The organism is Paraburkholderia aspalathi (genome assembly GCF_900116445.1).
Taxonomy (GTDB): Bacteria; Pseudomonadota; Gammaproteobacteria; order Burkholderiales; family Burkholderiaceae; genus Paraburkholderia; species Paraburkholderia aspalathi.
Map to the genome: position 1 here is coordinate 70,350 of NZ_FPBH01000011.1, position 26,111 is coordinate 96,460.

The 26,111-nt window shown below is 59.9% G+C and carries 26 protein-coding genes; 6 read left to right on the forward strand and 20 right to left on the reverse strand.

Annotation, left to right across the window (positions count from 1 at the left end; all coding sequences use genetic code 11):
• The first annotated feature begins 170 nt into the window (after nucleotides 1–170).
• On the forward strand, nucleotides 171–2,174 hold the full coding sequence (gene pdeR / locus BM438_RS18300) for a cyclic di-GMP phosphodiesterase (RefSeq protein WP_093635873.1): 2,004 nt from the start codon (nucleotides 171–173) through the stop codon (nucleotides 2,172–2,174).
• Nucleotides 2,175–2,258: 84 nt separating this feature from the next.
• Here pdeR and BM438_RS18305 read toward each other — a convergent pair whose 3' ends face one another.
• Together BM438_RS18305 and BM438_RS18310 are read right to left on the reverse strand one after the other, a co-directional pair.
• Nucleotides 2,259–3,146, reverse strand: a complete 888-nt coding sequence (locus tag BM438_RS18305; protein WP_093635875.1) for a crotonase/enoyl-CoA hydratase family protein — start codon at nucleotides 3,144–3,146, stop codon at nucleotides 2,259–2,261.
• Nucleotides 3,147–3,587: 441 nt separating this feature from the next.
• Nucleotides 3,588–5,051: a M20 family metallopeptidase gene (locus tag BM438_RS18310; RefSeq protein ID WP_093635878.1), complete on the reverse strand. Its 1,464-nt coding sequence runs from the start codon at nucleotides 5,049–5,051 to the stop codon at nucleotides 3,588–3,590.
• 164 nt (nucleotides 5,052–5,215) lie between these two features.
• Between BM438_RS18310 and BM438_RS18315 the strand changes: the two genes are divergently transcribed.
• Nucleotides 5,216–5,536: a superinfection immunity protein gene (locus BM438_RS18315; RefSeq protein ID WP_093635880.1), complete on the forward strand. Its 321-nt coding sequence runs from the start codon at nucleotides 5,216–5,218 to the stop codon at nucleotides 5,534–5,536.
• 38 nt (nucleotides 5,537–5,574) lie between these two features.
• Here the strand turns inward: BM438_RS18315 and BM438_RS18320 are convergent, their stop codons facing one another.
• Nucleotides 5,575–5,994, reverse strand: coding sequence for a winged helix-turn-helix transcriptional regulator (locus tag BM438_RS18320; protein WP_093635883.1), 420 nt, complete (start codon nucleotides 5,992–5,994; stop codon nucleotides 5,575–5,577).
• Nucleotides 5,995–6,078: 84 nt separating this feature from the next.
• On the opposite strand from BM438_RS18320, the gene BM438_RS18325 reads away from it, so the two are divergent.
• Complete coding sequence (locus BM438_RS18325) at nucleotides 6,079–6,396, forward strand: DMT family transporter (RefSeq protein WP_093635885.1); 318 nt, start codon at nucleotides 6,079–6,081, stop codon at nucleotides 6,394–6,396.
• 40 nt (nucleotides 6,397–6,436) lie between these two features.
• Here the strand turns inward: BM438_RS18325 and BM438_RS18330 are convergent, their stop codons facing one another.
• The 10 genes from BM438_RS18330 to BM438_RS18375 form a co-directional block, all read right to left on the reverse strand.
• Entirely contained in the window at nucleotides 6,437–6,709 is a 273-nt protein-coding gene (locus tag BM438_RS18330; protein WP_093635887.1) for a YodC family protein, read from the reverse strand.
• Nucleotides 6,710–7,195: 486 nt separating this feature from the next.
• Nucleotides 7,196–8,761, reverse strand: a complete 1,566-nt coding sequence (locus tag BM438_RS18335) for an MFS transporter (protein WP_093635889.1) — start codon at nucleotides 8,759–8,761, stop codon at nucleotides 7,196–7,198.
• A gap of 30 nt (nucleotides 8,762–8,791) precedes the next feature.
• Nucleotides 8,792–9,430, reverse strand: coding sequence for a TetR/AcrR family transcriptional regulator (locus BM438_RS18340; RefSeq protein ID WP_093635891.1), 639 nt, complete (start codon nucleotides 9,428–9,430; stop codon nucleotides 8,792–8,794).
• A gap of 63 nt (nucleotides 9,431–9,493) precedes the next feature.
• Nucleotides 9,494–10,336, reverse strand: coding sequence for an isocitrate lyase/PEP mutase family protein (locus BM438_RS18345; protein ID WP_093636153.1), 843 nt, complete (start codon nucleotides 10,334–10,336; stop codon nucleotides 9,494–9,496).
• 171 nt (nucleotides 10,337–10,507) lie between these two features.
• Nucleotides 10,508–10,933, reverse strand: a complete 426-nt coding sequence (locus BM438_RS18350) for an OsmC family protein (RefSeq protein ID WP_093635893.1) — start codon at nucleotides 10,931–10,933, stop codon at nucleotides 10,508–10,510.
• Nucleotides 10,934–11,211: 278 nt separating this feature from the next.
• The gene (locus BM438_RS18355; protein ID WP_093635896.1) at nucleotides 11,212–11,766 is read right to left on the reverse strand and encodes a carboxymuconolactone decarboxylase family protein; all 555 of its coding nucleotides are present in this window, start codon (nucleotides 11,764–11,766) and stop codon (nucleotides 11,212–11,214) included.
• Nucleotides 11,767–11,794: 28 nt separating this feature from the next.
• On the reverse strand, nucleotides 11,795–13,123 hold the full coding sequence (locus BM438_RS18360; protein WP_093635898.1) for an aspartate aminotransferase family protein: 1,329 nt from the start codon (nucleotides 13,121–13,123) through the stop codon (nucleotides 11,795–11,797).
• A gap of 33 nt (nucleotides 13,124–13,156) precedes the next feature.
• Nucleotides 13,157–13,741, reverse strand: a complete 585-nt coding sequence (locus BM438_RS46995; RefSeq protein WP_093635900.1) for a carcinine hydrolase/isopenicillin-N N-acyltransferase family protein — start codon at nucleotides 13,739–13,741, stop codon at nucleotides 13,157–13,159.
• 27 nt (nucleotides 13,742–13,768) lie between these two features.
• A complete protein-coding gene (locus tag BM438_RS18370; protein WP_093635902.1) occupies nucleotides 13,769–14,623 on the reverse strand; it encodes a MurR/RpiR family transcriptional regulator in 855 nt (284 codons plus the stop codon).
• A gap of 148 nt (nucleotides 14,624–14,771) precedes the next feature.
• Nucleotides 14,772–16,133 (reverse strand): alkaline phosphatase family protein, encoded by a 1,362-nt coding sequence (locus tag BM438_RS18375; RefSeq protein ID WP_143131721.1) that lies wholly within the window; start codon nucleotides 16,131–16,133, stop codon nucleotides 14,772–14,774.
• Nucleotides 16,134–16,591: 458 nt separating this feature from the next.
• On the opposite strand from BM438_RS18375, the gene BM438_RS18380 reads away from it, so the two are divergent.
• Together BM438_RS18380 and BM438_RS46210 are read left to right on the forward strand one after the other, a co-directional pair.
• Nucleotides 16,592–16,903 (forward strand): hypothetical protein, encoded by a 312-nt coding sequence (locus tag BM438_RS18380; protein ID WP_093635904.1) that lies wholly within the window; start codon nucleotides 16,592–16,594, stop codon nucleotides 16,901–16,903.
• 53 nt (nucleotides 16,904–16,956) lie between these two features.
• On the forward strand, nucleotides 16,957–17,205 hold the full coding sequence (locus tag BM438_RS46210) for a hypothetical protein (protein ID WP_093635906.1): 249 nt from the start codon (nucleotides 16,957–16,959) through the stop codon (nucleotides 17,203–17,205).
• A 196-nt stretch (nucleotides 17,206–17,401) separates the two neighbouring features.
• Here the strand turns inward: BM438_RS46210 and BM438_RS18390 are convergent, their stop codons facing one another.
• The 7 genes from BM438_RS18390 to BM438_RS18420 all read right to left on the reverse strand — a co-directional run bounded on the left by BM438_RS18390 (nucleotide 17,402) and on the right by BM438_RS18420 (nucleotide 24,828).
• Nucleotides 17,402–18,382, reverse strand: coding sequence for an aldose epimerase family protein (locus BM438_RS18390; protein WP_143131722.1), 981 nt, complete (start codon nucleotides 18,380–18,382; stop codon nucleotides 17,402–17,404).
• Between the two features lie 100 nt (nucleotides 18,383–18,482).
• The gene (locus tag BM438_RS18395; protein WP_093635910.1) at nucleotides 18,483–19,109 is read right to left on the reverse strand and encodes a nucleoside/nucleotide kinase family protein; all 627 of its coding nucleotides are present in this window, start codon (nucleotides 19,107–19,109) and stop codon (nucleotides 18,483–18,485) included.
• Between the two features lie 135 nt (nucleotides 19,110–19,244).
• A complete protein-coding gene (locus BM438_RS18400) occupies nucleotides 19,245–20,120 on the reverse strand; it encodes a sugar phosphate isomerase/epimerase family protein (RefSeq protein WP_093635912.1) in 876 nt (291 codons plus the stop codon).
• Complete coding sequence (locus tag BM438_RS18405; protein ID WP_093635915.1) at nucleotides 20,117–21,148, reverse strand: ABC transporter permease; 1,032 nt, start codon at nucleotides 21,146–21,148, stop codon at nucleotides 20,117–20,119. Before BM438_RS18405 ends, BM438_RS18400 begins: the two co-directional genes overlap by 4 nt.
• Nucleotides 21,145–22,158, reverse strand: a complete 1,014-nt coding sequence (locus BM438_RS18410) for an ABC transporter permease (RefSeq protein ID WP_093635917.1) — start codon at nucleotides 22,156–22,158, stop codon at nucleotides 21,145–21,147. The genes BM438_RS18405 and BM438_RS18410 overlap by 4 nt, the downstream gene beginning before the upstream one ends.
• The gene (locus BM438_RS18415; protein WP_093635919.1) at nucleotides 22,151–23,719 is read right to left on the reverse strand and encodes a sugar ABC transporter ATP-binding protein; all 1,569 of its coding nucleotides are present in this window, start codon (nucleotides 23,717–23,719) and stop codon (nucleotides 22,151–22,153) included. The genes BM438_RS18410 and BM438_RS18415 overlap by 8 nt, the downstream gene beginning before the upstream one ends.
• A gap of 116 nt (nucleotides 23,720–23,835) precedes the next feature.
• Nucleotides 23,836–24,828 (reverse strand): substrate-binding domain-containing protein, encoded by a 993-nt coding sequence (locus tag BM438_RS18420; protein ID WP_093635921.1) that lies wholly within the window; start codon nucleotides 24,826–24,828, stop codon nucleotides 23,836–23,838.
• A 223-nt stretch (nucleotides 24,829–25,051) separates the two neighbouring features.
• Here BM438_RS18420 and BM438_RS18425 point away from each other — a divergent pair, with 223 nt between their 5' ends.
• On the forward strand, nucleotides 25,052–26,107 hold the full coding sequence (locus BM438_RS18425; RefSeq protein ID WP_093635923.1) for a LacI family DNA-binding transcriptional regulator: 1,056 nt from the start codon (nucleotides 25,052–25,054) through the stop codon (nucleotides 26,105–26,107).
• Nucleotides 26,108–26,111 lie beyond the last annotated feature (4 nt).

The window sequence follows — 26,111 nt, forward strand, 5'->3', positions numbered from 1 at the left end:
CGCACGCCAAAACAAAAGTCTTAAGACGAAGGCCATCACGACCGTTAATGTTTATAGGCCCGAAGGCCAGCCGCTTCGCTACAATGGGGTCAGTCTTTAAGTATGATGAAGACTGTTTGCCGCCACCCCACCTTTATGGTTGGCTCATCGGCACACCGCCCGGGGATCTCATGAACGACGACCAACACGATCAGGTGCTGTTTGCCCAGTTCGGCACAAGCAGCCCTTGCTGGCGTCTGTCGAACGACAGCAACGCGCTGGAACTCACGCCCGTCACCGGTGACGTGCCGGCTAATGTCGCCATTCCGCTGAATCCCCAACAGGCCTCGCAAATCCGCTGTCTCACCGGCATCACCTCGCACCTCGTCCTCGACGTACGGCTGTTCGGCGAACCGCTGCGCCTGCACCTCGTCGGTAAAAAACTCGCCAGCAATACCTGGGCAGGCACCGCCTCGGCCTACGACGATACGGAGTCCGTTGCACGCGACCTCGTCCATGGTCTCTCTTTCGCGGAACAGGTCGTGTCCGAAGTCAATTCGGTCGTGGTGATCGTCGACAGACACGGTCGAATACAGCGCTTCAACCGTCTCGCCGAGGAACTCACCGGCGTCAAGGAAGAAGACATCGTCGGCCGCAATGTGTGGGCGCTGTTCATGTCCACTGAGTCCGGCGCGGCGTCGAGCCAGAACATCACGGGTTTCTTCAATCGCGGTGTCTCGTACGAAGTCGAGCGGCGCGTGAAAACCCTTCGCGGCGAACGGCTATTCCTGTTTCGCAACAAGTTCGTTCACAGCGGCAGCGGCGTCGAAGAACAGTTTCTGATCTGCTCGGGCACCGACATCACGGAAGAACGGCTCGCGCAGGAACGGCTCACCGAACTGGCGAACACCGATTCGCTCACCGGCCTCGCCAATCGCAACGCGATCCAGGACAAGATCAGCGCTGCGATCGAAGCGGCTGCCCCAGGTGAATCGGTCGGCGTGCTGTTCCTCGATCTGGACAACTTCAAGAAGGTCAACGACCACTACGGCCATGTCTTCGGCGACCGGTTGATCCGCGATGTGTCGTCGGCGATCAGCACCTGCCTGAACGAAGGCGACGTACTCGCGCGCCTCGGCGGCGATGAGTTCATCGTGCTCGCCGCCCAAGGCACCGCCCACGATCTCGAAGCCACCGCGCAGCGCATTCTCGAACGTCTGCGCACGCCGTTCAGCCTGGGGCTCGTCGAGGTCTACACGGGCTGCTCGATCGGCATCGCGCGCTATCCGGAACACGGCAACGACCTCGAATCGCTGATCCGTTCGGCGGACACGGCCATGTACGTTGCCAAAGACGAAGGCAAGCGCACCTATCGCGTGTTCTCACCCGACATGAACCGCAAGGTCGCCGAGTACATGTGGCTCGACACCAACCTGCGCCGCGGTCTCGAAGAGGGTCAGTTGACGCTGCACTACCAACCCAAGCTCGTACTCGCCACCGGTGCGGTGCAAGGCGTGGAGGCGCTGGTGCGCTGGAACTCGCCGGAGCGCGGGCAGATCATGCCGGTGGAATTCATTCGCTATGCGGAAGAATCCGGGCTCATCGGCGTGCTCGGCCGCTGGGTCATGGAAACGGCCGCGAAGCAGGCAGCCAAATGGAAGGCGGACGGCTACAACCTGCGCATCGCGATCAATGTGTCGGCACGGCAACTCGTGGATACGGCGGTGGTGCGGCATTTCAGCGAAGCGCTGCAGCGCGCGAATCTCGATCCATGCCTGATCGACCTGGAACTCACTGAGAGCTGCCTGATCGAGGACGAAGCGGCGGCAATCGATCTGATCAAGCAGTTCCGCCAGCTCGGCGCGCAGGTTCACCTGGACGACTTCGGCACCGGCTATTCGTCGCTCTCGCAGTTGGGCCGCATTCCGCTCGACGTCATCAAGCTCGACCGCAGTTTTGTCCGCTCGATCAACGCCGACACCAAGGCGCAAGCACTCGTGCGCTCCATGGTGGTGGTCGCGCAGGAGTTGAATTTCAAGGTGGTCGCCGAAGGCATCGAAACCGAATCGGAAGAGGTGTTCATGAGGGGGCTGGGCGTCGATTACGTACAGGGCTTCCTGTACGGCCAGGCCATGCCGGTCGCGGAGTTCGAACGCTGGTTGCAGGACAGGCAGAAGCTCAGACTGATTGCCTGAGCTTCCACTCGCCCGAAAAACACGTCCCTTGGGGATTGAGGAACTCGCCCACTGCCGCTCGATAGGGTCGAGACCCGGAGCGATTCAGGCGAAATTGGCCGCGCTGGAGGCCGTCTGGCGCAGGTTCGAAGTACGGCGGTTCTGCAGCATCACCAGCCGCTCCATAAAGACGAGGTCCTTCTCCTCGATCGTGAACGCGGCATCCACCCAGTCCTCGGTAATTTCCATCAGCTCGGCGCGCGAGAGTTGCAGCACCCGTTGGCGTGCCCGCAGCATCGCGCGGATCCCGTTCATCTTCGGCCGGAGCGTATCGATGAAGGTGCGCGTCGCCATATAAGCGTCGCCCGGCTCGAACAGCTGATCGACCAGTCCCTTGCCGTGGTGCCACTCAGCCGTGTGCGACTCGCCCATGCCGATCAGTTCCTCGGCCAGACGCATCCCCACCTTGCGCGCGACCAGCGAATAGCCGCCCATGCCCGGGAACAGATTGAACGCGATCTCCGGAAAGCCCATGCGCGCGTCGTTCTGCGCCAGCAGGAAATGATGCGCGAGCGCCGCCTCGAACCCGCCACCAAGCGCAGTGCCCTCCACCATCGCGATCGAAATTGCCCCCGTATCAAAACCGCGCGCGGCAGCATGCACGCAATCGACGCAGGCGCGCGCGTACGCCATCAGCGCCTGGCGCTTGCCGGAGCGGATCGTGTCAGCGAAGAAATCGAGGTCGCCCCCGACGTTGAACATGGTCGGAATCAACGAGCCGGTCACCCAGAAATCGATCGGCAAACCGGATTCTCGTGCTGCCTGCGCGAGACCCAGAATGTCATGCACCAGATCGAGATTAAAACAGGGACGCGGCTGCGCCCGCAGCATCATCCACATGATGTTGCGGCCTTCTTCATAGTAGGCGGAGACTTGCGACAAATTGCCGGCTTCAAGGAACGGACGGCAGGCGTGGTGGTTATGCAGATTCATTTTGAACGGTCCTTTTAAGGTTAAACACTGGCATTGCAATGCGAGCCTAAAGCAGACCGGAATCGGATGGGAGCGGGGTAACCAACAGATGAATGCAACACGCGCGTGAAGCCCCGCCAGACGGCGCTCTGCGGGGAGGCGAACGGATGGGTAAAAGATCCTGCGGACGCAAACGCTTGCGCACCGGGGAAGGGCGAAATTAGCCCGCAAATGAGCATCCGGCTGCAATAAATTAGCGAACGAACAAAGCTTGAATTTTTTGCCGGATTTGGAAGAGAAAGAAATAGTCTTCGATTAGGTAATGCAATCGAAAATATAGCTTGTAGAGGTTTGTTTTTTATTTGTGGGCTAACAGACGGACTATTCAATTCGCATATTTAAACGCGGGCGCCCCGGGGCGCCCGCTAATTCGCCTGCTGCGTCATTGCAGCGAAACGCTCATCAAGGCGCGGCCGCGATCACCTGAGCAACGGCTGCCGTGAGCTTCTTGCCATACGGCACGTGCAGGAACTCGTTCGGTCCGTGTGCGTTCGATTTCGGCCCGAGCACGCCGCACACCATGAACTGCGACTTCGGGAAGCCCGACTTCAATACGTTCATCAACGGGATCGTGCCGCCCTGCCCCATGTAGGCAACGTCCGCGCCGTAGTGGGTGCGCGACGCGTCGTTAAGCGCGGTGGCGAGCCACGGTGCGAGATCGGGCGCGCTCCAGCCGCTCGCCGCGCCGGCGTCCGGTTTGAAGGTGACCTTGGCGTTGTATGGCGGATCGAATTCGAGCAACGCCTTCAGTTCGGCGACCGCCTTTTCCGCTTCGATCAGCGGCGGCAGGCGCAGCGACAGCTTGAATGCCGTGCGCGGACGCAGCACGTTGCCGGCGTCGGCAAGCGCGGGCAAGCCAGCCGCACCGGTGACCGACAACGACGGACGCCATGTCGAGTTGAGCAAGGCTTCCTGCGGATCGGTGGTGGTGGGCAGCACCTGACGGCCGTCCTGGCCGCAGGCCCACGGCAGTTTCTTCCAGACGTCGTCGCCAAGAATCTGCGCGGTCGCTTCCGTTTCGCGCAGACGGTCCGCCGGAATCTGAACGTGGAAACCCTTCGGCAGCAACGTGCCGTTGGCGGAGTATTCGAGGCGGTCGAACAGTTGCCGCATGATGCGGAAGCTCGACGGTGCGATGCCGCCGTATCCGCCCGAGTGAATGCCTTCGTCGAGCACCTGCACTTCGAGGTCGCCGGCAACCAGACCGCGCAACGACGTAGTGAGCCACAGTTGATCGTAGTTGCCCGCACCCGAGTCGAGACACACCACAAGTCCGACTTTGCCGAGCCGTTCACGCAATGCGTCGACGTACGGCAGCAGATCGTAGCTGCCCGACTCCTCGCAGGTTTCGATCAGGCCGACGCAGCGCGGACGCTCGATGCCTTGCGCGTCCAGCGCGGCCAGCGCCGTGATGCTCGCGTAGATCGCATAGCCGTCGTCGGCACCGCCGCGGCCGTACAGCTTGTCGTTTTCGAGCTTCGGCGTCCAGGGGCCGAGGTCGTTGCGCCAGCCGTCGAATTCAGGCTGCTTGTCGAGGTGGCCGTAGAGCACGATGGTTTCTTCGCTGCCCGATCGGGTCGCGGCCGTTTCGAAGAAAATCACCGGCGTGCGGCCCGGCAAGCGGATCACTTCGAGTTTCAGGCCGCGCACGGGTTGCTGTTCGGCCCATTGCGCCGCGTCGGTAATCACGCGCTCAAGGTAGCCGTGCTTGACCCACTCGGGATCGAACGCCGGACTCTTGGCCGGCACGGCGATGTAGTCCGTGAGCGCAGGAACAATCTCGTCATTCCATTTACGGTCTACGAATTCGCGTAGCGTGTCCTGGTTGATGCGCTGGGTCTGCTGGGTCGTATCGTCGGAGATCATGGTGGCGGTCCGTGGCGGTTCTGTTCAGTCGAAACGTCCATGATAGTCCTGATGGGCGACGCGCTGAACCCCCTCGCCTTGCATGCAGGTTTCGGAACAACCCAGCGCAAAGAAAACAATCGCGCGACAATCGGGGGATACATCGCGTCCTGAGGAGCCAGGCTATGGGTGGCAACGTCGTGGTACAGGCCATCGCCGCGGTGCTCGCGCTGGCGCTGTATTTTCTGCCGAGCATTCTCGCGGACCGGCGCAAGCGTCATGACGTGCTGACGCTTGCGCTCTTCAACGCATGCCTCGGTTGGACCGGCTTCGGCTGGCTGCTCGCCCTCTACTGGTCGCTACAGCCCAACCCGCCGAAGAACGTGGCCGGCGAAGTGGTAGAGACGCGCAAGATCGTGCGGATGCGCGCGTTTTCGTCAGCCCTTCTGGTACGCGTGCAAAGGCGGTCCGCGGCGCGTGAGCGTCCGGAAAACAAGCAGCCTTGATTCAATAACAATTGTGCGCAGCAACCGCAGGCAGCCGGCTAGCGGTGCGTTTGCTGCCGCGCGTCATAGCGCTCACGCGCAGCGTCGAGTTCGGCCGCGTTTTCCTCGGCCCAATGATCGAGCGTCACCAGCGCGTCACTGAGCGTTCGCCCCAGTTCGCTCAGCCGGTACTCCACGAGCGCCACCGCGCCCGGCTGCTCCTCGCGGATCACCAGCCCGTTCCGCTCGAGTTCCTTGAGCGTCTGCGTCAGCACCTTCTGTGAAATGCCGCCGATCTTGCGCAGCAAGGCGTTATTGCGCATCGGGCCGGGCAGCAGCGCCGGCAGGATGAGCAGCGTCCACTTTCCCGCGATCAGTTCGAGCGCGAGCCGCGACGAACAGGCGGCATCGAAAACGTCACCGCGGTAGGGCTGTTCGGTCGAGGCGAGGGGCGCGTTGGTGGACTCGGGCAATGCCATGGTTACCAGTGGGTAAGTAATGGTGAGCGCATCACTATAGCCCTAAGCTGGCCGCTCATTCACCACTCACCGATGGGGCTCACGATGGCATGGCTCATTCTGCTCGCCGCAAGCGCGGTCGAAATCCTGATGGCGTTGGCGTTGAAATATGCAAACGGATGGACGCGCTTGTGGCCGAGCATCGGTGGCGTTGCAGCCGCGCTCGGCAGCGTGTTTTTACTGACGCTGGCGATGAAGCATTTGCCGGCCGGTACGGCCTACGTGGTATGGACAGGGATCGGATCGTTTGGCATCACGGTGCTGGGCGTGATGCTGTTCAACGACCCGGTTTCGGCACCCCGCGTGATCTGCATGACCTTGATCGTGCTGTCAGTGGCGGGGTTGAAACTGATCGATGGATAAACCGGTTCGCGGGGCGCATACGTACGCTGGGCCGCTTCTCTCAGGCAGCCCGGCCCATTCTGCCCCACATCACCGAGCCGGCGGGAATCGAGCGCGGCTCAGCCCGCACGCTCTCGTGCGCGAACATTTCGCGGCGCAGCTCGCCATGTTCGTCGAACCACTCGCAAATCAGCCAGTCGCCCGGATTGAGCGCCACCGGTCCCGCATACGTCACCGTCATGCGCGGACCGCCTTCCTTCAGCGTGACGACATCGCCGACATTGAAGCGTGCGGCTGGCGGTGTTTCGAATACGTCAATGGTAGCGGTCAGCATATTCAATCCCCTGCGGAACCCGTTGAGCGGAATAAAGTCATCGCACCGTGCTTTGCAACATAGAACCCTGCCGAATGAAAACTCTAAAAAGTTGGCCAAGATTAACAATCGAAATTAACTACGGCAAGCGCTTTTTATTGATACCGTTTTCATTGGGACTGGAATAGGTTTCCCATCCCGGCAGTCGATGGGTAAAACCGGGGAAAACCCTTTATAACGGCGCCAGGCCACCACCCGTGCGGCATTGCACGATCGCAAAACTTACGGCGGCAAACCCGGTGCGCCAGTAGAAAATGCGCGCTGGATTTGTCATATCTAAACAGCCACCGACAAACCCGATTCGGGTTTATTCCGATCGCTCACACGCGGAATTACCTATGAACGGGAAACTCATCGGTAAATGCACCCACTCCAAAACCAGTTTTGTTTAAAGTGCATAATAGTTTTTAGCGACCACCGTTGAAAACGATCTCCGGTCCGCTATTTTTAAACCGGCTGTGCAGCGCGACGCAATGCGAGCTGTTGATGCCGCACCAGCAGCACGCTCAAACCGATACACACGAACATCAGACACGCGTTGATCGCGAGGCTGTACTGGAACGCGTGCGCATAGACAGCCGACGTGTCGCGACCGCCAATCACGCCGAAAAACGCGCCGCTGATGGCCGCCGTGCCGAACGCCGAGCCGATCTGCAAGGTCGACGACACCACGCCCGAAGCAAGCCCTGCCTTCTCCGGCGCGACTTCCAGCAGCACGATGCGCATGATCGACGGCAGGAGCAGGCCGTGACCGACACCCGCGCACACCAGTCCGCAATAGAACAGCAGATCGGGCGTAGCGGCATGGGTCGCGGACCAGCCGGTGACCGTGAAGCCGACGGCCATCATCGAAAAGCCGAGCGCCAACACATGACCGCCGATTCGCTTGACCACCGCGGGCGACGTCAACGGCCCGATCACGAAGCCGATCGCGAACGGCATGATGGCCATGCCGGAAGCGAGCGGCGTCCAATGCAAGCCGGTTTGCAGGAAGATCCCGTAGGTCAGGAAAAACGCACTGTTGCAATAGAACAGGAACGCGAGCACCAGGCCCAGTGCGAAGGCCGGGTTGCGGAACAATTGCAGATCCACCAGAGGATGGCCACCGCCGCGCTCGACGCGCCGCTCGGTCGCCACGAATAGCGCGAAGACGGGGACGGCCAGTGCGAACATCACGAAGGTCCACGCGGGCCAGCCGGCTTCACGGCCGTGCGTCATCGGATAGATGATCAGCAGCAGGACCATCGAGAGCAGCGCGACGCCCTTCAGGTCGATGCCGGTGTTGGTGGCCGGCTGATTTTCCGGCACGAACTTCCATGTGCCGATGAAGGCCACGATGCCGATCGGAATGTTGATCAGAAAAATGATGCGCCAGTCGAGCCCGAACGGGTGATACGTGATCAGCGCGCCGCCGCCCAGTTGACCCACGATCGACGACAGCCCGAAGACGAAACCATAGAGGCTCATGACCTTGGTCTGCCGATGCAGCGGCACGACCGCGCGGATGGTGGCCAGCACTTGCGGCGCCATGACCGCGGCGGCGATGCCCTGCACGATCCGCGAGATCACCAGCATGTGGCCGCTGGTGGCGAAGCCACACAGCGCGGAGGCGACCACGAAGGCCGCCATGCCCGTCATGAACATGCGGCGCCGGCCGAACAGGTCGCCGAGACGCCCTCCCGTGATCAGCAACACGGCATAAGCGGATGCGTAGGCGGACACCACGAGTTGCAATTGCGCGTCGGTAGCGTTCAGGCCGGTGTGAATCGACGGCAGCGCGAGGTTGACGATGAAATAGTCGAGCGGCGCGAGGAAGGCGCCGACGAACAGCACAGCAAGCGCGAGCCCCTGGCGCTCGAAGCCGGACGCGGCCTTTGCAGCGTGGGTGGCCTTCGTAGCAGTGGCAATCCCGCTAGCGGCAACCGCACCCACGCCTGGACAAACGGCGGCGGCGGCTCCGCCTGCCGGACCAACAAATGCCGCCGGAGCGGGCTTGATCGGGTCTCTATTCATGACCGTTCGTTCAAAAATTAGGTAAAAAAATTAGACGAGCGCACGCATGGCGACGTCCACGATTCCGATCAGCGCATCTTCCTTGTGGGCGACTCGCCCCAATACGCGCAGTCCTTGCATCACGCACAGGAGGAAATCGCCAACGGCTTTTTCATCGAGCGTGGAATTGAAGGCGCCGCTCGCCTGGCCGCGAATCACCGAGGCCGCCAGCAGCGTAGCCATACGACGTTGAATCGCCGCGACGCGGGTGCGCAGTTCCTCGTCCCCGGGTTGCATCTCCAGTGTGGTGTTGGTGATGAAGCAGCTGCGCTCGCCGGTCAGCGCGCACGCGACCCGGGCGTAATGCAGCAAAGCATTGCGCAGTGCCTCTTCCGCCGGCACCGGCGCGTTCAGCCGTTCGGCGAGCCGCGCGACCGAACCTTCCGCGTAGTGATCGAGCGCGGCGAGCATGATGCCGTGCTTGTCGCCGAATACCCCGTACAGACTGCCCCGCAACAGGCCGGTGGCCTTACAGAGGTCGTCGATCGAGGTGGCGTGATAGCCGTGATTCCAGAAAACCTGGCTTGCGCTGGTTAAGACGGTGTCCGTGTCGAACTCGCGCGGCCGCCCCCGAGGGCAGGCCTCACCGTCTTTTTTCGCGAATTGCTTCGAATTGCCAGATTGCTTCATGTGACGGATATTATGACTAACCGTTCAAGAAAGCAAGGCGAGATTCGAAACGGGTACGGCCGTCTATTTGCCCCACTTCTGCGCGGCGCTCGTGAAGAGCTGGTTGATCTCATTGCCGCTGGCGGCTTCTTTCGTGTAGTTGAAAGTGCCGTGATCTCGCATCTCGTGCGCGGCGCGGAGAAATGCACCCAACGCCGCGCGCGCCAACGAGCCGCCCACACTGACACGCCGCACACCCAGCGCCTGCAGGTCCTCGAAACTGAGCAGCACGCCTTGCAAGCCCATCAGCACATTGACCGGCCGGTCGAGCGAACTGACTACGGCGGCGATCTCTTCGCGCGTCTTCAGGCCGGGCGCGTAAAGCACGTCGGCCCCAGCCTCCTGGTAAGCCTGCAGACGCCGGATCGTATCGTCGAGATCGGGCCGGCCCACCAGGTAGTTCTCGGCACGCGCCGTCAGCGTGAACGGAAACGGCAGAGCACGCGCCGCGGCGACTGCCGCGCGCACGCGCTCCACGGCAGCCTCGAACGGGTAGATCGGTTCATCCGCGCGGCCGGTTGCATCCTCGATCGAACCGCCGACCACGCCCGCAGCCGCGGCCTGCCTGATCGTCTCGGCACAGTCTTCCGGGGCGTCGCCGAAGCCGTTTTCCAGATCGGCGCTGACCGGCAAATCGGTCGCACCCGCGATTTCGGCGAGGTGCACCATCATCTGCGCGCGGCCGATCGCGTTATCCGGCAGGCCACGCGAAAACGCATAGCCGGCGCTACTGGTGGCGAGCGCCTTGAAACCGGCCAGCGCGAGCAGCCGCGCGGTGCCGATGTCCCAGGGATTCGGGATGATGAAGCCCTCGCTCGCTGCGTGATATGACTGGAATTGCCGTGCTTTTTCGGTTTGCGTTGTCATCGACGGTCCCATTGAAAACGACGACCGGCGTTTTGCGCCCACGCGCTGCCGGATCGTCGTCGTGTGTTCGTTAAATAAGCAGTAAACAGCAAGAACGGAGAGTGGCAGCCGGCGGTCTGGCTACCGCCGCCAGCCAGCCCTTCATCTGTCCGCAATAGACAAACCGCGCGCTCAGGTTTCGAGCTTTGCGTCCATCGTGATGGTGGCCTTCAGTACCTTGGAAACCGGGCAGCCCGCCTTGGCGTCCGCGGTCGCCTTCTCGAACGCGGCTTTATCGCCACCGGGGATTTTCACGGCTACATCCAGATGCACCGCGGTAATCGAAAAGCCGCCGCCGTCCTTGTCGAGCGTGACGGTGGCCGCTGTGGCGATACGTTCAGGGGTGATGCCGGCCTTGCTCAGTTCGGCCGATAGCGCCATCGAGAAACAACCCGCGTGCGCAGCCGCGATCAGCTCTTCCGGATTCGTGCCGATGCCGTCCGCGAAGCGCGTGGCAAACGAGTATTGGGTGTCCTTGAGGACGCCGCTGTCAGTGGAAATCGAGCCTTTGCCGTCTTGCAGGCCGCCTTGCCAGACTGCTGATGCCTTGCGCTTCATTGCTCTCTCCTGTTTGCCCTGCTTCGCGCCGCTCCTCAACCCTACGTGATGCCGCCCACAACGGTCCAGCCCGGGTATTCGTAGTATCGGCATCGGTCGTGAGTGCCCCAACGGAACTTCCTTCGGGGCGTGCCGCGCGGCGCAAGAGGTGCGGGCGTGGACCGAACTTCATCATAGGCGCTTCCGTGTGCCAGTGTCGTGACGACGCCGGCACACGGTTCGCTGATGCACGTCACGGTCCGTGCCGCAATCCGTGTAGCAGACTCAGGGCGCAGTCGCTACTCGGCGAACGGCAGGCTCTCCTGCCTCACTGCGCGCATGTCGAACACGTTCAGTGTCATCGCCACCAGGGCGTAGTAGCCGAGCAAGCCCACCAGGTTGATCACCACCTCGTGGCCGAAGCGCTCGACCGCCTTTCTATAGGTGACATCCGACACCCTTTTGGTGTCGTACAGTTCGCTCGCGAAGTCATGGATCAAGGCGTCGTCAGCATCCGCGAAAGACGGCCGATGACCCTGCCGGATCGCCTCGGCATCCGCTTCGGCCACCCCGGCATCGAGGGCGATCGGATAGTGGATATACCACTCGGCCTGCGCCTGCCAGCGCGCTGCGGTCACCAGAATCGCCAGCTCCGACAGGCGCAGCGGCAAGCCGGTGCGATAGCGACAGAACGCGCCGAGTCGCTGCGCCTGCTGCGCCAGCTCCGGACTATGAATCCAGCCCAGAAACGGCCCGTTCAGATTGCCGCGTGGACCGGACAGAATCTCGTCGAGTACGGCCTTTTGTTCGGCTGTGGCATCGGATAGTTCGAAGTGAGGCAAACGGTCGGTCATCGTAAAACTCGCAGAGATGGAAAGGGTGTCAGATGGCAGTCAACGCGCCTTCGACCGCATCGGTCAAGCGGCCGACGATCTCGTCGATGTCGCGCGCGGTGCAGATAAACGGCGGCGCCAGCAGCACATGATCGCCGATCTTGCCGTCGACCGTGCCGCCCATCGGATACACCATCAAGCCGCGGGCGAACGCTTCGCGCCGGATCGCAGCATGCAGTTTCAGCTTTGCGTCGAACGGCGTTTTAGTGGCGCGGTCCTGCACGAGTTCGACGCCGACAAAGAGCCCTCGTCCGCGCACGTCGCCGATATGCGGATGCTGCGCATAGTGTTCACGCAGCCGGCCACGCAACTGTTCGCCGCGCGCCTGCACGTTCGCCAGCAGCTTGTCATCGGCAATCACGCGCTGCACTTCGAGCGCCGCTGCGCAGGCCGTGGCGTGGCCGATATAGGTATGCCCATGCTGAAAGAACCCCGAGCCGCCGACGATCGCCTGGTAGATCCGGTCGCTGACCAGCGTCGCGCCGATCGGCTGATAGCCGGCACCGAGCCCCTTGGCAATCGTGAGGATGTCCGGCGCGATCCCGTCTTCTTCACAGGCATACAGGTAGCCTGTGCGGCCCATGCCCGACATGATCTCGTCGAGAATCAGCAGCACGCCGTAGCGATCGCACACCGCGCGGATCTTGCGGAAGTATTCGCGCACCGGCGGCACGGCGCCGGCCGTTGCGCCCACCACCGTTTCCGCAACGAATGCGGCCACCGTGTCAGCGCCGAGTTCGAGAATCTTCTGTTCGAGTTCATCCGCGAGACGCTGTGCGAACTGCTCTTCGGTTTCGTCGATGCGCTGCTCGCGATACGCGTAGCACGGACTCACGTGATGCGCTTCGATCAGGATCGGCAGAAACGGCTCGCGCCGCCATGCATTGCCGCCAATCGCCAGCGCCCCCAGCGTATTGCCGTGATAGCTCTGACGACGCGCGACGAAATGACGGCGCTGCAACTCGCCCTTCTCCACAAAATACTGCCGCGCCAGTTTCAGCGCCGCCTCGATCGCTTCCGAGCCGCCCGACACGAAGTACACATGTTCGAGCCCTTGCGGTGCGCTCGCCACCAGGCGGTCGGCGAGTTCCTCGGCGACCTGGGTGGTGAAGAACGATGTGTGCGCATACGGCAATTGCTGCGATTGCCGCTTGATCGCGTCGATCACACGCTGGTTGCTGTGGCCGAGGCATGAGACGGCTGCGCCGCCCGAGGCATCGATATAGCGTCTGCCGGTGGAATCGATGATCTCGATGCCGTCGCCGGCGATAGCCACCGGCAGTGACTGCTTCGGCGAACGATGGAATACGGTGGACATGGTTTTCCTTTCCCTTCTACTGCCGACGGTTGATCAGACGCGGGGCGGCACGCATGGGATGACGGTGTCGAACGCGCATTGCCCTTGCCGATAGACTTTCATCGAGACATCGGCGCTGCCGATTTCGAAGAGCGCCGTGGCGAGCGTGTTTTCGTCGTCGGGATCGAGCGGGTCGTCGCGGTAGATCGGCAGGCCTGCAGGCGCGCGATCCTGCAACACATCGAGCAAGGCGGCGGGGGTAATTGGACTGGCGAGCCTGGGCAGCAAATGTTCGACGCGCGTCTGCCTGTCATGCGAAGAATCGGTGACGATTTGCGCCTCGGCTTCGCAGCCTGGATGGATCAGATGGTTCGCATGGCTGGATATAGCGTGCCAGCGTCGAACCGCCTGCCACGCGCTGCTTTGCTCCATGTATTCGGTGAACACCGGTCTGGCGATTTCACCCAGCCGGTAGCCGATGTCATACGGCTCACCACTTACCTGAAAGAGACTCAAATCCTGCTTCGACGCCACGGCCCGCACCCATTCAACAATCGGTATGCATTTATACTGCCAAACAACATTTGTTGTCAAACGATGCGATGATGAAGCAAACGGAGTGTCTGCGCTCCGTGACATGCTGCTGCGTGGTTCAAGGAAAAAACTTCAGGGTACGTACGCGCCCTTTTCGTGCAGCGACTGCTCGGCGATGCCGAGTTGCTCGACGGCCCCCGCTCCTTCCAGCGCGAGCAGATGCGCGACCAGCGATTCGGCAATCGCCGTGGCCGCCACCAGCGAGGGGAAGAACGACGGGCTTTCGTGCGAAAAAATCAGCACCTTGTCGGCGTTCAGCGCGATCGGCGAAACCGCGCTATCCGTGATCGCAATCAGCTTGCTGCCTTTTTCCAGCGCGGCTTCGGCCACGCGCGCCGCTTCAACTGAATAGGGCGCGAAACTGATGACGATGGTGGCGCTGTCGCGCGCGACCGTGCGCAACTGCATCTCGAGCGTGCCGGCTTCACCGTTGAGCAGCGACACCGACGAGCGAAACAGCCGGTAGCCGTAGACCAGCCCGAACGCCACCGCATAACAGGAGCGAAAGCCTGCTACATGCACATGCGGCGCGCGCCGCAACAAACGCGCGGCTTCCACGATCACGCGGCCGTTATGCGCGGCGGTGACCTCGAGGTTGTGTTGTTGCGCGACCAGCAGGTCGCTGGCCAGCGCATCTTTCGATTTGACGAGAGAACGGGCCCGGCTCGTGAGCGGCTCGGGCCGCGTGCGCACGCGCGCGACGAACAGGTTGCGCAACTCGTTCCAGCCGGGAAAACCCAGTTGCTGCGACAGACGTACGAGCGAGGCCGGTTGCACCTGCGCCCGCTCCGCCACTTTGCGCATGGACGAGACCGCGACTTCGTCGGGATGATCGAGCAGGAACCCTGCCCCCATCTGAAACTGCGGACTCAGTTCAGAGAAGCGCGCCCGGATCAGGGCGGCGAGCTGGTCAAAACTGTCTGGCATGCGATATACCGGGCGAACGGTCGATAAGGATGACAACAAATGTTACCACCCGGTGTATCGCACCCAACAGAACTTCCAGTTTGAGCCGTACGCGAAATACGCGAATTCGCACTCGGGCCTTCTTTGCAACCGGAGACTTGGCGCCAATTCACGCCCCACCCTTATACGTCGCAACAAAGCTCGCAAGGTCGCCCCAGTTCGGCGAAGACAGCAACTCCGGATGGTCCTGCTGGACCTTAAGCGCGACGCTACGAAAGGCTTGCGCGCATGCCGAGAAGCCATTCGGTGGCGCAACGGGAGCCGGTGCAAGTAACTTGCTCGCTATGGGGACATTTAGCTTCGGTGCAGAGCCCGGCGTTCTGGTTTCAGAAAGAGCGGAGCTGAGCTTCGAAAGCTGAGTGCGTGCGCTGACCGGGGCAGAGTACGTACCACCAGCGTTGAATTTATCCGCGAGAAGCTGAAGTATCGACGTATGGTCCAGGTCGCCGGAGAAGACGCCCCCCGGCGCGACATAGGGTGAGACCAGGAACGCGGGTACACGCAGCCCAGTAGTTTGAAACTGATAACCGGCGACGTCGGTCGAAATCTCAAGCGGGCTTACATGGTCGAAGAACCCCCCGTGCTCGTCATACGTGACAATCATCAGCGTCTCATCCCATCGCTTGGACGCAGAAATCGTTTGATAAATGTCCGCAAGGAACGCTTGCCCTGGGGCGACGCCAGTAGGCGAATGGTCGTCATTCGGTACCCTGTGCGGCCCGTCCGTGTATTCCGGCTCGATGAAAATGACTTGAGGCAAATTGCTACTGTTCGTCCAGTCTTCCTTGAAACGCGAATAACGCCTGAACCTCCCTCCATTGCCATCTAGCGGCAAGGCAAGCGAAGTGACTATCTCAGGCAACCACTTGGGCATCAAGCTGAAGAACGGGAAGAAGCCTCCCGACTGGTAGACACACCAACTTGCGCCGTGTGCGGTCAGCCAGTCGTAAACCAGGGATTGCTCGGGAAGAAAACCAGAAACGTTGTCGCTAATCGCACTCTCTCCCGCCATTGCCATCAAGCGATTTGCCTGGGTTCCGGTCGGAAGTGGCGCGAACCAGCTATCGCAGATCGTGAAATTCTTTGCGAAAAAATCATAAACAGGCAGCGCACCCGCCGTGTAGTAGCCCATCACCATCGACAGGTCGGCTGGCGGAGGGTTTCTTGTCGCATAGCTCGCGACGAATCCACCCAGTTCGGGACAGCCCCCATTCGCGCACGGCGTTTTTATTTGCGTCGAAATCGGCGTGCGGTCATGCGGTGGGTCGGGGATAAGTTGGGTCGACGGCGAAAGCGCATGTATGGGATACGTTTTTCCGCCGTAGAGGTTCGTGAAATTCTCTTGCCAGGTGGGGTCGGCCGAGAGGCCGTTGACATCCTTCCCGTCGAGGCTCAGGTAGCCAAGAACGTGGTCGAAAGACCTATTCTCCATCATGACTATGATGATGGTCTTAATGTTGTCAACGGGCATGCTCTCTCCGATATAAGGGCATCAGGGCGACGAAGTCACCTACAAACGTCCCAACCCGAAGGAATCACCAGGCGCGCGGCACGGGAGGTCTCGTGACACGAACCTGTTTCCTGCTCAGGTCCTGCAGCGCTTGCCGGAACCGGATAGGTCAAACGTTCGCCACAGGCGGTTCACACCTCCGACGAGGCTCGATGCCAAAAGGCTCGCTTCCGCGCCAGACGTTAAGGCTAGTTCACGTTACATGACTGTTCAAGTTCAGTTGCGCGGTAGCGTTACCCCGTTCACTTGCCACGCGGCTCAGCTGCAGGTTGTGAAGGCGTATCGCCCACGCGCTACGCCTTCAGCAGTAACCGCACGTTACGAATCTCGCACCGCCGTTTCACATGTGTCCGACATCGCTCCTTACACTCCGAGCCGTAGTCACTGACATTGCACTCAATGTGTGAGGAGTAGCGAAGATGAACAAGAAAATTCTCGGCGCAGCGCTCGGTCTGGCGGTACTCGCAGCATCAACGGCAGCATCGGCACACGTCGACGTCGCCATTGGATTGGGCATTCCCGGGGCTGTGTATGCGCCTGCAGAACCGGTGTACGCACCGCCACCTCCCGTCGTGTACGCTCCCGCACCGGTCGCCGTCGCGTACGGCGGTGACGGCGACTGGCGAGCCCGCGAATGGCGCGAGCATCGCGAGTGGCGTGAACGTGAATGGCGCCGCCAGGAATGGCGTGAGCACGAGTGGCGCGAGCGTCACGATTGGCGCGGGTATTGAAACGACACCGGACGGCGCCACGTCCGAAAAATTCAACCTCTGAGTATTTTCAAATGAACGCAAGCTTGATAAGAACCGCCCTGATTGCAACGGCGCTGGCCTTCGCAACAGCCGGCACGGCAAATGCCGCGGGCTGCCTCAAGGGCGCAGCAGTAGGCGGGGTCGCTGGGCATTATGCGGGGCACCACGCAGTCATCGGTGCGGTCGGAGGTTGCATGGTCGGTAGGCACCTTGCAAAGCAGCACGCTCAAGAACAGGCTCAACAGCAAGCCGCCCAGCGTCAAGCAGCACAGGCGCAATAAAGCGTCGTCGGCGTGGTGTACCCGGTGGAACCAGAGAATTGCTGGTCCACCGGGTATCTGACCACTACGTTCAGGTCGTTAGCTCGGCGCCGGACTCGACTGTGGCCAACGGAGCGAGCACGGCCACCGCACCAGCCCGAATTGCTTCCAAAGTCGCTTCAATGCCGGTTGTAGCCTTAGTAGCCGGTAGTCAGACTCACAACGCCCGTGCCGACAGACGGTACGTAATGGTCCGCGGCATTCCTGCTTTGAAGACCATTCCGGAGCGGTCGGCGAGCGGATGATTGGCAGGCGGAATCGCCACCCGGCCGAGGTCAAAGAAACTGTTGGCCGGCTCCACCCCTACAGCGAAGTGCCGCCCTGACCAGGGTTCGTGCGTACGCCCGCCGTTGCTAATCCAAAGCAATGCATCGGGAAGCTCTTCTGCATTCCAGTCGAGAAACACATCGGCGTGTTGCTCCGGGTACCGCAACACAAACGGTGGCTTACATTCCGAGATTTGCAATAACTCTTCGGTGGTTTCGGACAACGGCAGGCGGGTCGCATCCATAAACCCTCGTGTGGTCGGAATTTTCTTCAGGGTCGAGATGGTGCGGTTCGGGAGAATTCGCGAGACGCCGGGCTCCGGTTGAACGGGGTAGCTGTAAATAGCCTGATGCGCGCAAGCGAGGATTTCAACGCCTCCTACTGGAACAGCAAAAGTTGGATGAAGAGCGAACGGCAAATTCACGTCACGACGGGCATGGACGGTAAGTGAAACGAGCAGCGCTGGCGCGTCAGGCTCAACTTCAATCGTGCGCTCAAGCCTCTCGATCTCGCTCTCAAAGGGGTAGGCGATTTGAAGCGCAAGCATGCGGTCGCCTTGCCCCATCAGTTGCCACATGTGATTCGCGCCATACCCGTGAACCCAGTCATCATCGGCGTCACGAGTCCGAAAATCAGGCGGCAGACCCGCTGGCGCAGCGACCATCCCGAACGGAACACAAGGCCATTCCCCGCGCAACGCGCGCATAAGACCAGGTCGGCGCAGATCATCCCCCCATGGAGCAACGTGCAGCGGCGAGACAGAACGTCCGGCTCCAATGTCAAATCGCACCGGCGCAAGCATTCCACCAAGCGCTTGAACCTCCGCCTCGCCGTGTGCCCATTTCAACGTCCAACGCTTGATTGATTCCATCGTGAAGTTTTATCCATGTTCAACCGGAAACCCATTGATACTCGAGGAGACCAACGCATAATGCATCGCCTCGTGGAGTGCCAGAATCCCCCAATGTGCCTTACGATGGCCAATGGAATTGAACATCGGCACGCTCTCTAGTTAAATCAATCGAGGTCGCGTTCACTTCGTCAGTTTTCTGAACCCACTGTTCTGCTGCAGCCTGGTCCCGGCCGAAACCAATATGCCGGCTAACAAGACGCTGCCGTCGCAGATCCGAGTCGACGTTGACATACCAAACTTCGTCGAGCAACGGTCGGGCAGCTTTCCAATGGCCATGCTCTAGAAGGAGGTAATTCCCTTCAGTAATTACAAGCGGTATATCAGGCGCCACAGGGATTGCGCCCGCGATGGGTTCTTCAATTTCCCGGCGAAATGTGGGAGCGTAGATTGTTTCGTCGTGACGCTGCTCACGCAGGCGCCTCAGAAGTGCAACATACCCCGCACTGTCGAACGTATCTTCCGCACCTTTGCGGGATGCGCGACCGAGCCGTGCAAGTTCGACATTCGCAAGATGAAACCCGTCCATCGGCACAACCGCCGCCTTTCCGGGAAAAGCATCAAGGATTGCTTGCGCCAGTGTCGATTTGCCTGCACCGGGCGCACCAACCAAACCAAGGATTTGGCGCCGCCCGTCAGAAATTAACTGGTGGAGGCGCCCCAGGTAGCGGTCTTCAATCGTCGACATAATCCGAGGTATTCCAAAAAATGGCGGTCGGCGAGCACTATTCTTATCCTCACCGAGGCCCGATTGTCGAACCGCTCGCGTCAACATTTCTCAACGCTTTGTGGTGTCGCGACACTTACTTCACCCGGTGGGCGTCTAGTGATGCGATTTTGCTCGCGCGGCGGCGTTGATGCCACCCGCCATAAACTCCCGCGCATGTTTCGCCAGGTCCATACTGTCATCCCACAAGTTACGCCAGATTGCCAACGCATTGGACAACTGCTCGTTGACGACCGTCGACGAAAAGCTCTCAAAAGTCACGACTCCCTTGTAGTCAATCATGGCGAGTGCATGGAAGAACTGAGAGAAGTCGATAGTCCCCGACCCGAGGTACCCGCGATTGCTTTCCCCAATATGAACATAGCCAAGACGCTTGCCACATTGCAGAACCGGCTGCATGAAATCGGACTCCTCAATGTTCATGTGATACGTATCGAGATGAACGACAACATTCGGCGCATCGACTTCGTCAATCATGGCAAGCGCCTGCGATGCAGTGTTCAGTAAATTGCTCTCGTAGCGATTCACCACTTCAAGCCCAAGCGTCACGTTCTTCTTCAACGCGAAATCAGCAATGCGCTTGAGCGAATCAATCGCGTTGCGGCGGCCTTGTTTGGTAACCGGCGCGTTGTATTTTCCCATCGCGCCGTAAAGAATTCCTCCGAAGTAGCCTCCACCCAGCTCTGCCGTGACACTTATGCCCTCCTCCAGCATCGAAACTCCGCGTGCGACCGTAGCAGAATCCTCGCTGGACACGTCCGCATCAAAGGTGAGACCGCGCGAGCAACCGATATCCAGCTCATGCTCTTGCAGCAAATCGCGCGTGAGCGCCAGGTCCATGACCTTCGGACCATGCAAGGACAGTTCAGCCAGGTCGAACCCGGCGGCTTTGGTCTGGCTCAAAACCTTGCGAGTCGATTCGGGGGTGAGGTCGCCAGCCCATACCAGTGCGTGTACGCCAAGCTTATTCATTGTGTAACTCCTTCAGATGCGGTCACGCGCCTGCGGACCAAAGTTTTCGAAATGCCGTTCGCCCATGCCCAACGGAAGAGCATCACGGCAAGCAGGAAGACACCCCACAACGCAGTCGCCAGGTGTTGGTTGGCACCGAGCAAATTGAGACCTGAAGCGATAACCTGCAGAATTACAAGTGCAATCACGACCGGGACCACGCGGCCAAAGCCGCCGAATGGATCGACGCGGCCCAGGAAGCACGCAAGCACGGAGATGAGCAGAAAGGCCTCTCCATGACCAACGCGAACCGAGTTGAACTGGGCCGCCATCACCACGCCAGCGACGCCGCACATCAGCCCCGACAGCATGTAGATTCGGGTGACGGCGCGTGTCGTCGCGATGCCGGAATATCGCGTTGCTTCCAGATTTGAACCAATCATGCGTGTGGCGAAACCTAGCCGCGACCGTGTCATGACAACGTGCCAAAGTAATGCGCAGCCGAGAAAAATCAGAAGGGGAATCGGTACGCCGAGGAAGACGCCGTTGCCCATTTCGCGCACAAACGGCGGAAACCCGGAGATGTCGCCCCCACGTGTGAGGAACTCCCCTAATCCGCGCAAGAAAATCATCATCGATAGAGACACGAGGATTGGGCTTGCGCCGGTGCGCGCAATAACGGCACCCATCACCCAACCGGCCGCGGAGCCGGTGGCCAATGCGGCAGCTATGCCGAGGATGATGGCTGCGGCGCCGGCGTCCGCTCCGCCATACGTATGAAGTACCCACGCCATCGCCAACCCCGATATGTTCGCGGTGAAAGTCACCGCGAGATTGAAGCCACCGGAAATCAAGGGCATCAACATGGCCAGCGTAAAGAAGCCGAGTTCCGGCAACTGGAACGCTATCGACACGAATGTGCTCGCTGAGAAAAAACGGTCAGATGCAAAGCTCAGGACCGCGATGACCAGGAGCAGAAACCCAAGCAACCCGGCGACGTCTGCCGGTACGAGCGGCGCGGCCGCGCGTTGAGATGAGGAGATTTTCATGACGGGGCCTTTACGCTTTGTGACGTGAATCGCGTTCCGACGAGTTTGGCGAAACCACCGCTCGACAACGTAATGGCGATAAGAATGATGGCTCCGATAATCATCTTGAACGCATACGGCGAGATACCGAGCAAGTTCAGGCCGTTGGCGGTGATAGCGGTCAGGAGGATGCCAAGAATGGCGCCGAGGATTGTGCCGCGCCCACCGCCTAACCTTGCACCACCGAGCACCACAGCAGCGAGCACATCCAGTTCACGGCCATAAAATGCGTTCGGAACGACTTCCTGCACGTAGTGGGCTTGCATGAGTCCGGCAATCCCCGCCATCATGCCGAGCCAGCCAAAAGCGATGTAATGCATCGCACCTATGTTGACCCCCACGCGTCGCGCTGCCTCGGGGTTGTCGCCCATGGCGTAGAGCTGTCGGCCGGTTGTCGTGCGCCGTAGCAGAAACCATGTTGCTATGACCATGACGACCATCACGGCAACAGGCAGTGCGAGATTTGCATTACCACCCGCGGTGTTGAAATTGATAATGGAAACTCTGCTAGTCCACCAGTCCGGCAGATCGTAGATGGACACCCCGCCCGTGAGAAACATCAATCCACCGAAAAACACGTTGAACGTGGCAATCGTCACGACAATCGAGACGATGCGAAATCTGTAGATAATCGTGGCGTTGATGGATCCAAGCACGAAGCCGAAGCAGGCAGAGACAATGAAGCCGAGCGCCCAGTTACCACCGCCGAGTCGCAACACTGTCAACGCAGTGAGGTACTGGACCACCGATGCGCCGACGGCGAATGAGATATCAATGCCACCAGCAATCAGCACGACCAGTAGCCCGACTGCGAAAATGATGTTGACGGAACTCTGATTAAGCAGGTCGAACAGGTTTGGAAGCGTAAGGAATGTCGAGGTTGAAAGGCTAAGGCCAATCACCATGACGGCGATAACGAGAATCAGCAGAGCCTCAATCGAACCGATTCCGAGTTTGCGAAAATCAGGCATGGACGTCTCGCTCGATTTGTTCCATCGTTGTCGTTCCCGGCACGTACTCTTTGACGATGCGACCTTCGCGCATATGCAGAATTCGGTCGGAATTGAAGTAGACCTCCGGAATTTCGTCCGATATCAGCAAGATGGCCATACCCTCAGCAGCGAGCTTGTGGATGATGGCAAAGATGCCAGCACGGGCGCCGACGTCGACGCCGACGGTGGGAGAATCCAGAATCAGAAGCTTCGGGTTTGTTGCCAACCACTTGGCGAGCACAATGCGCTGCTGATTCCCGCCGGACAGCGTTGAGACCGCGTCGTCCGGTTTCCCGATTTTCACGGCCAGTTGCTGAATCCAGTCTTGAATCAGCGCGTTTCGCTTTTTGGAAGCGATGAGATGGGTGCCGTCCAGAAGGTTGTCCAACACCGCCGCGACTGTGTTGTCTCCGATTGATTGCGGCTGCACAAGGCCGAGTTGAAGTCGGTCTTCGGATACGTAAGCTATCCCGGCCTGGATAGCGTCACGATTTGTTCGCAGCGAAATCTCTTTTCCGTCGAGCTGGATGGAACCCGCACCGGGGCGGGTCATTCCGAAAAGCGACAATGCGACTTCTGTTCTTCCTGCGCCAAGGCGTCCCGTGACGCCAAGAATCTCGCCTCGTCGCACTTTGAACGACACGTCATGGTATTGACGGGCTCGTGACAACCCCTGTACCTCCAGCACAACCGGCGCTTTCGTCAGGTCTGTCGTGCGTACTTCATAGTCGAAAGTGCGGCCCGTCATCAATTCCGTGAGGCGGGTTTGCGTCATCCCTTCGGTGGGAAAGGTGCCGACGTACTGTCCATCGCGGAAAACGGTCACGCGAGTGCAGACGTCCAGCACTTCAGCGAGGCGATGGCTGACGAACACCACGGCAATTCCGTCCGCAGAAAGTCGCCGGACAATTTTCAGCAGAGCTTCGGTCTCAGCATGACTGAGCGAGGCAGTCGGCTCGTCCATGAAGACAAGACGTGCGTCGCGAACAAGCGCTCTGGCGATTGCCACGACCTGGCGCTGGGCGATTGATAGCGAGCGAACAGAACGGTTGAGGTCGATGGAGACTCCGAGCCGCTCGAGAATCCGGCGTGCCGCCTCCTTCATCTTTCCATATCTGACGATACGCGGACGAGACCCCAGGTTCTGCTCGAAAGCAATGTTTTCCGCGACGGTCATTTCGGGGAAAAGCGCAAGGTCTTGCCAGATGACCTGAATGCCGAGGTCACGGGCCCTGGCCGGGTCGAGTCCTTCGATTGACTCACCGTCCATGAGCATCACCGCGCCAGGTTCCGGCTGATAGACCCCACTGATAATCTTGATGATGGTGCTCTTGCCGCAGCCATTCTCGCCCGCAAGGCAGAGAACTTCTCCGGGCATGATGTCGAACTTCACGGCCCGCAGCGCCTTAACACCGCCGAAGATTTTCGAAATGTTCTCGAGTTTAAGCAGAGGCATGCGGTCGGTGTCGAGCGCGCCCGCTGCCGTATGCGCATCACCTCGTTGAGAACGGTGGACGTTGATGGAAGCTGGTTGACTCATGGAAACGCTCCGATGGTACTTGCACATGACTGGCTGGCGACCAGATGTGTCGTACCGTTAACTTCCGGGTGAGCAGCGCTACACCGGCGCTCACCCGTTCGGCAAAAGGATTGCGGTCAGAGGCCCATCTTCGCGAGGTCGTCAACGGTTTTGGCGTTGAGGTCCACCAGTTGGTCGACAATCAGGTTATGACCGTCGGGATGAACAACACCCAGACCCGGGATATTCGTGCCGTCCTTAATCGGCTGCCCCTTTACGAGCATCGTGCCCAGCGTCACAAACACTTCACCGGCGACTTCCGGATTCCACATGTACCCGCCGCTCAACACGCCATCGTGGACGAGTTTTCGGCCCTGTCCAGGCGAGAACGGCCCAAGAACCAGGACCTTTCCTTTCGCCTGCTGCTCCGCGACTGCGCGAGCTGCCCCAATCGGGCCCTGACTGCCGAACGCAAGGATGCCCTTCAAGTTAGGATGAGCGCGCATCAGGTCAAGCGCAGTTTTGCGCGACGCGTCCACGTCTTCAGCGACGCCGTAGCGGTCGCCGACGAGGGTCATCCCGGGAAAGTTGGCCTTGATGTAGGCGATTGCCGCATCCGCCCAGGCGTTATGGAGCGGCACTGTCAGCGAGCCGACGAAAACGGCGTATTCGCCCTTCCCGCCCAGCGCCTCACCAAGGCGTTTTCCGTAGGCTTCGCCGAAACCTTTGGACGAGGCCAGCTCAAAGTCCCAGTCCACGTTCTGCTGCTTCGGGGACTCGTGGGTGATGACCTTGATACCGGCGGCTCTGGCGCGCTGAAGAACGGGTTCCAAAACCTGTGCGTCGTTCGGCACGACGCCAATGACGTCTACGTGCTGCGCAATCAGGTCCTCGATTGCTCGTACCTGCAGCGCAGGGTCTGCGCTCGTTGGTCCGACCATGAATGCCTTGACGCCGAGCTGGTCAGCGCGCTTCTTGATTCCCGCTTCCATGGCGTTGAACCATGGAATGCCGCCAATCTTCACAACAACACCGATTACCGGCTTGTCAGGCGAGGCCGAGGCAAAACTCGTCGTCAAAGCGAGCGCGACTGCGCCGGCACCCAAAGTGCGGATGATGTTCTTGAACATGTCTCCTCCGGTAGACGCCTGGGCACGCAGACGCCCTAAATGAGTGATGAAAGGCCCGACTTCGTATTCTGCTAAAGTTGCTAAATCCATTTAGCAATTCGGGTGGGTGTATGCTGAATCTATTTAGCAGTTCGGTCGAGCCGTAAAAACCCTGGTGTTGGGTACTGTCGCGAAACGGCTACCTTTTCGGGACACAACGGCGCAATGCCCTCGGAGCAACTTGATGGCAAGCAGCAATCCAGGACGCAAGTCCACGATTTATGACGTCGCAAAGGCGACAGGCTCCTCGACGGCTACGGTCAGCATGGTGTTGAACGGCAGTTGGGTCCGCTATCGAATCAAGGAGGAAACTGCGAACCGCATACTCGAAAGCGCCCGCCAGCTTGGGTATAACGTCAACATGAAAGCTCGAGGACTCAGGCTATCGCGCTCGGGTCTAGTGGGTATGGTTCTTCCCCATTATCGGAACCGTTTTTTTGCGGGACTCGCCGAGACCTTCGAAGAGCAGGCGCGTAGTCGTGGCCTTTGTCCGATCGTTGTCGGCACCCAACGCGACCCTGCAGTCGAGGTGAGCGTTACTGAAACACTTCTATCGCAGCGGGTTGAGCTGCTATTTATCGCCGGCGTGCGCAACCCGACACCGCTGAACACGCTCTGTTCGGCTGCAGGCGTCCCTTCCATCAACTTGGACCTGCCAGGAGACGGTGCGCCGTCGGTCGTTTCCGATAACCGCAAAGGCGCTCAAACTATTACGGATGTGCTGATTGAAAAGCTGCTAGCACGGGGCGCGGCACCAGACGAGTTGGTCTTGCTAGGAGGTGTAGCGGATGAATATGCAACTGAAATGCGTATCGCAGGATTCAGAGATGCTTTCGAAGCTCGTCACATGACGCCTGCTGCAGATGCAATCGAGTGTTGTGGATATAACGCCGCTGCTGCCAAGCGCGTACTCTCAATTCGCTATGAAAAACTTGGGCGACTTCCAGCCGGTTTGCTGATGAATTCGATTACCGCGTTTGAAGGGGTGGTCCAGTTCACGTCAACGTTGTCGCCCGACGCGTGGAAGACTGCGGTTGTTGGCTGCTTCGACTGGGACCCATTCGCGGCAAACCTACCTTTCGACGTGACCATGTTGAGGCAGGACGTGCAAGCAATCATCTCTGAAGCGTTCAAGTTGGCCGAAAACTATGACCCGACAGACCAGTCTCTGATTCTCGTGCCAACAGTTCTGGGCAAGAAGTTTGAAGAAGCTGAGCAAACGAAGGAGTTTGACCGATAACTAC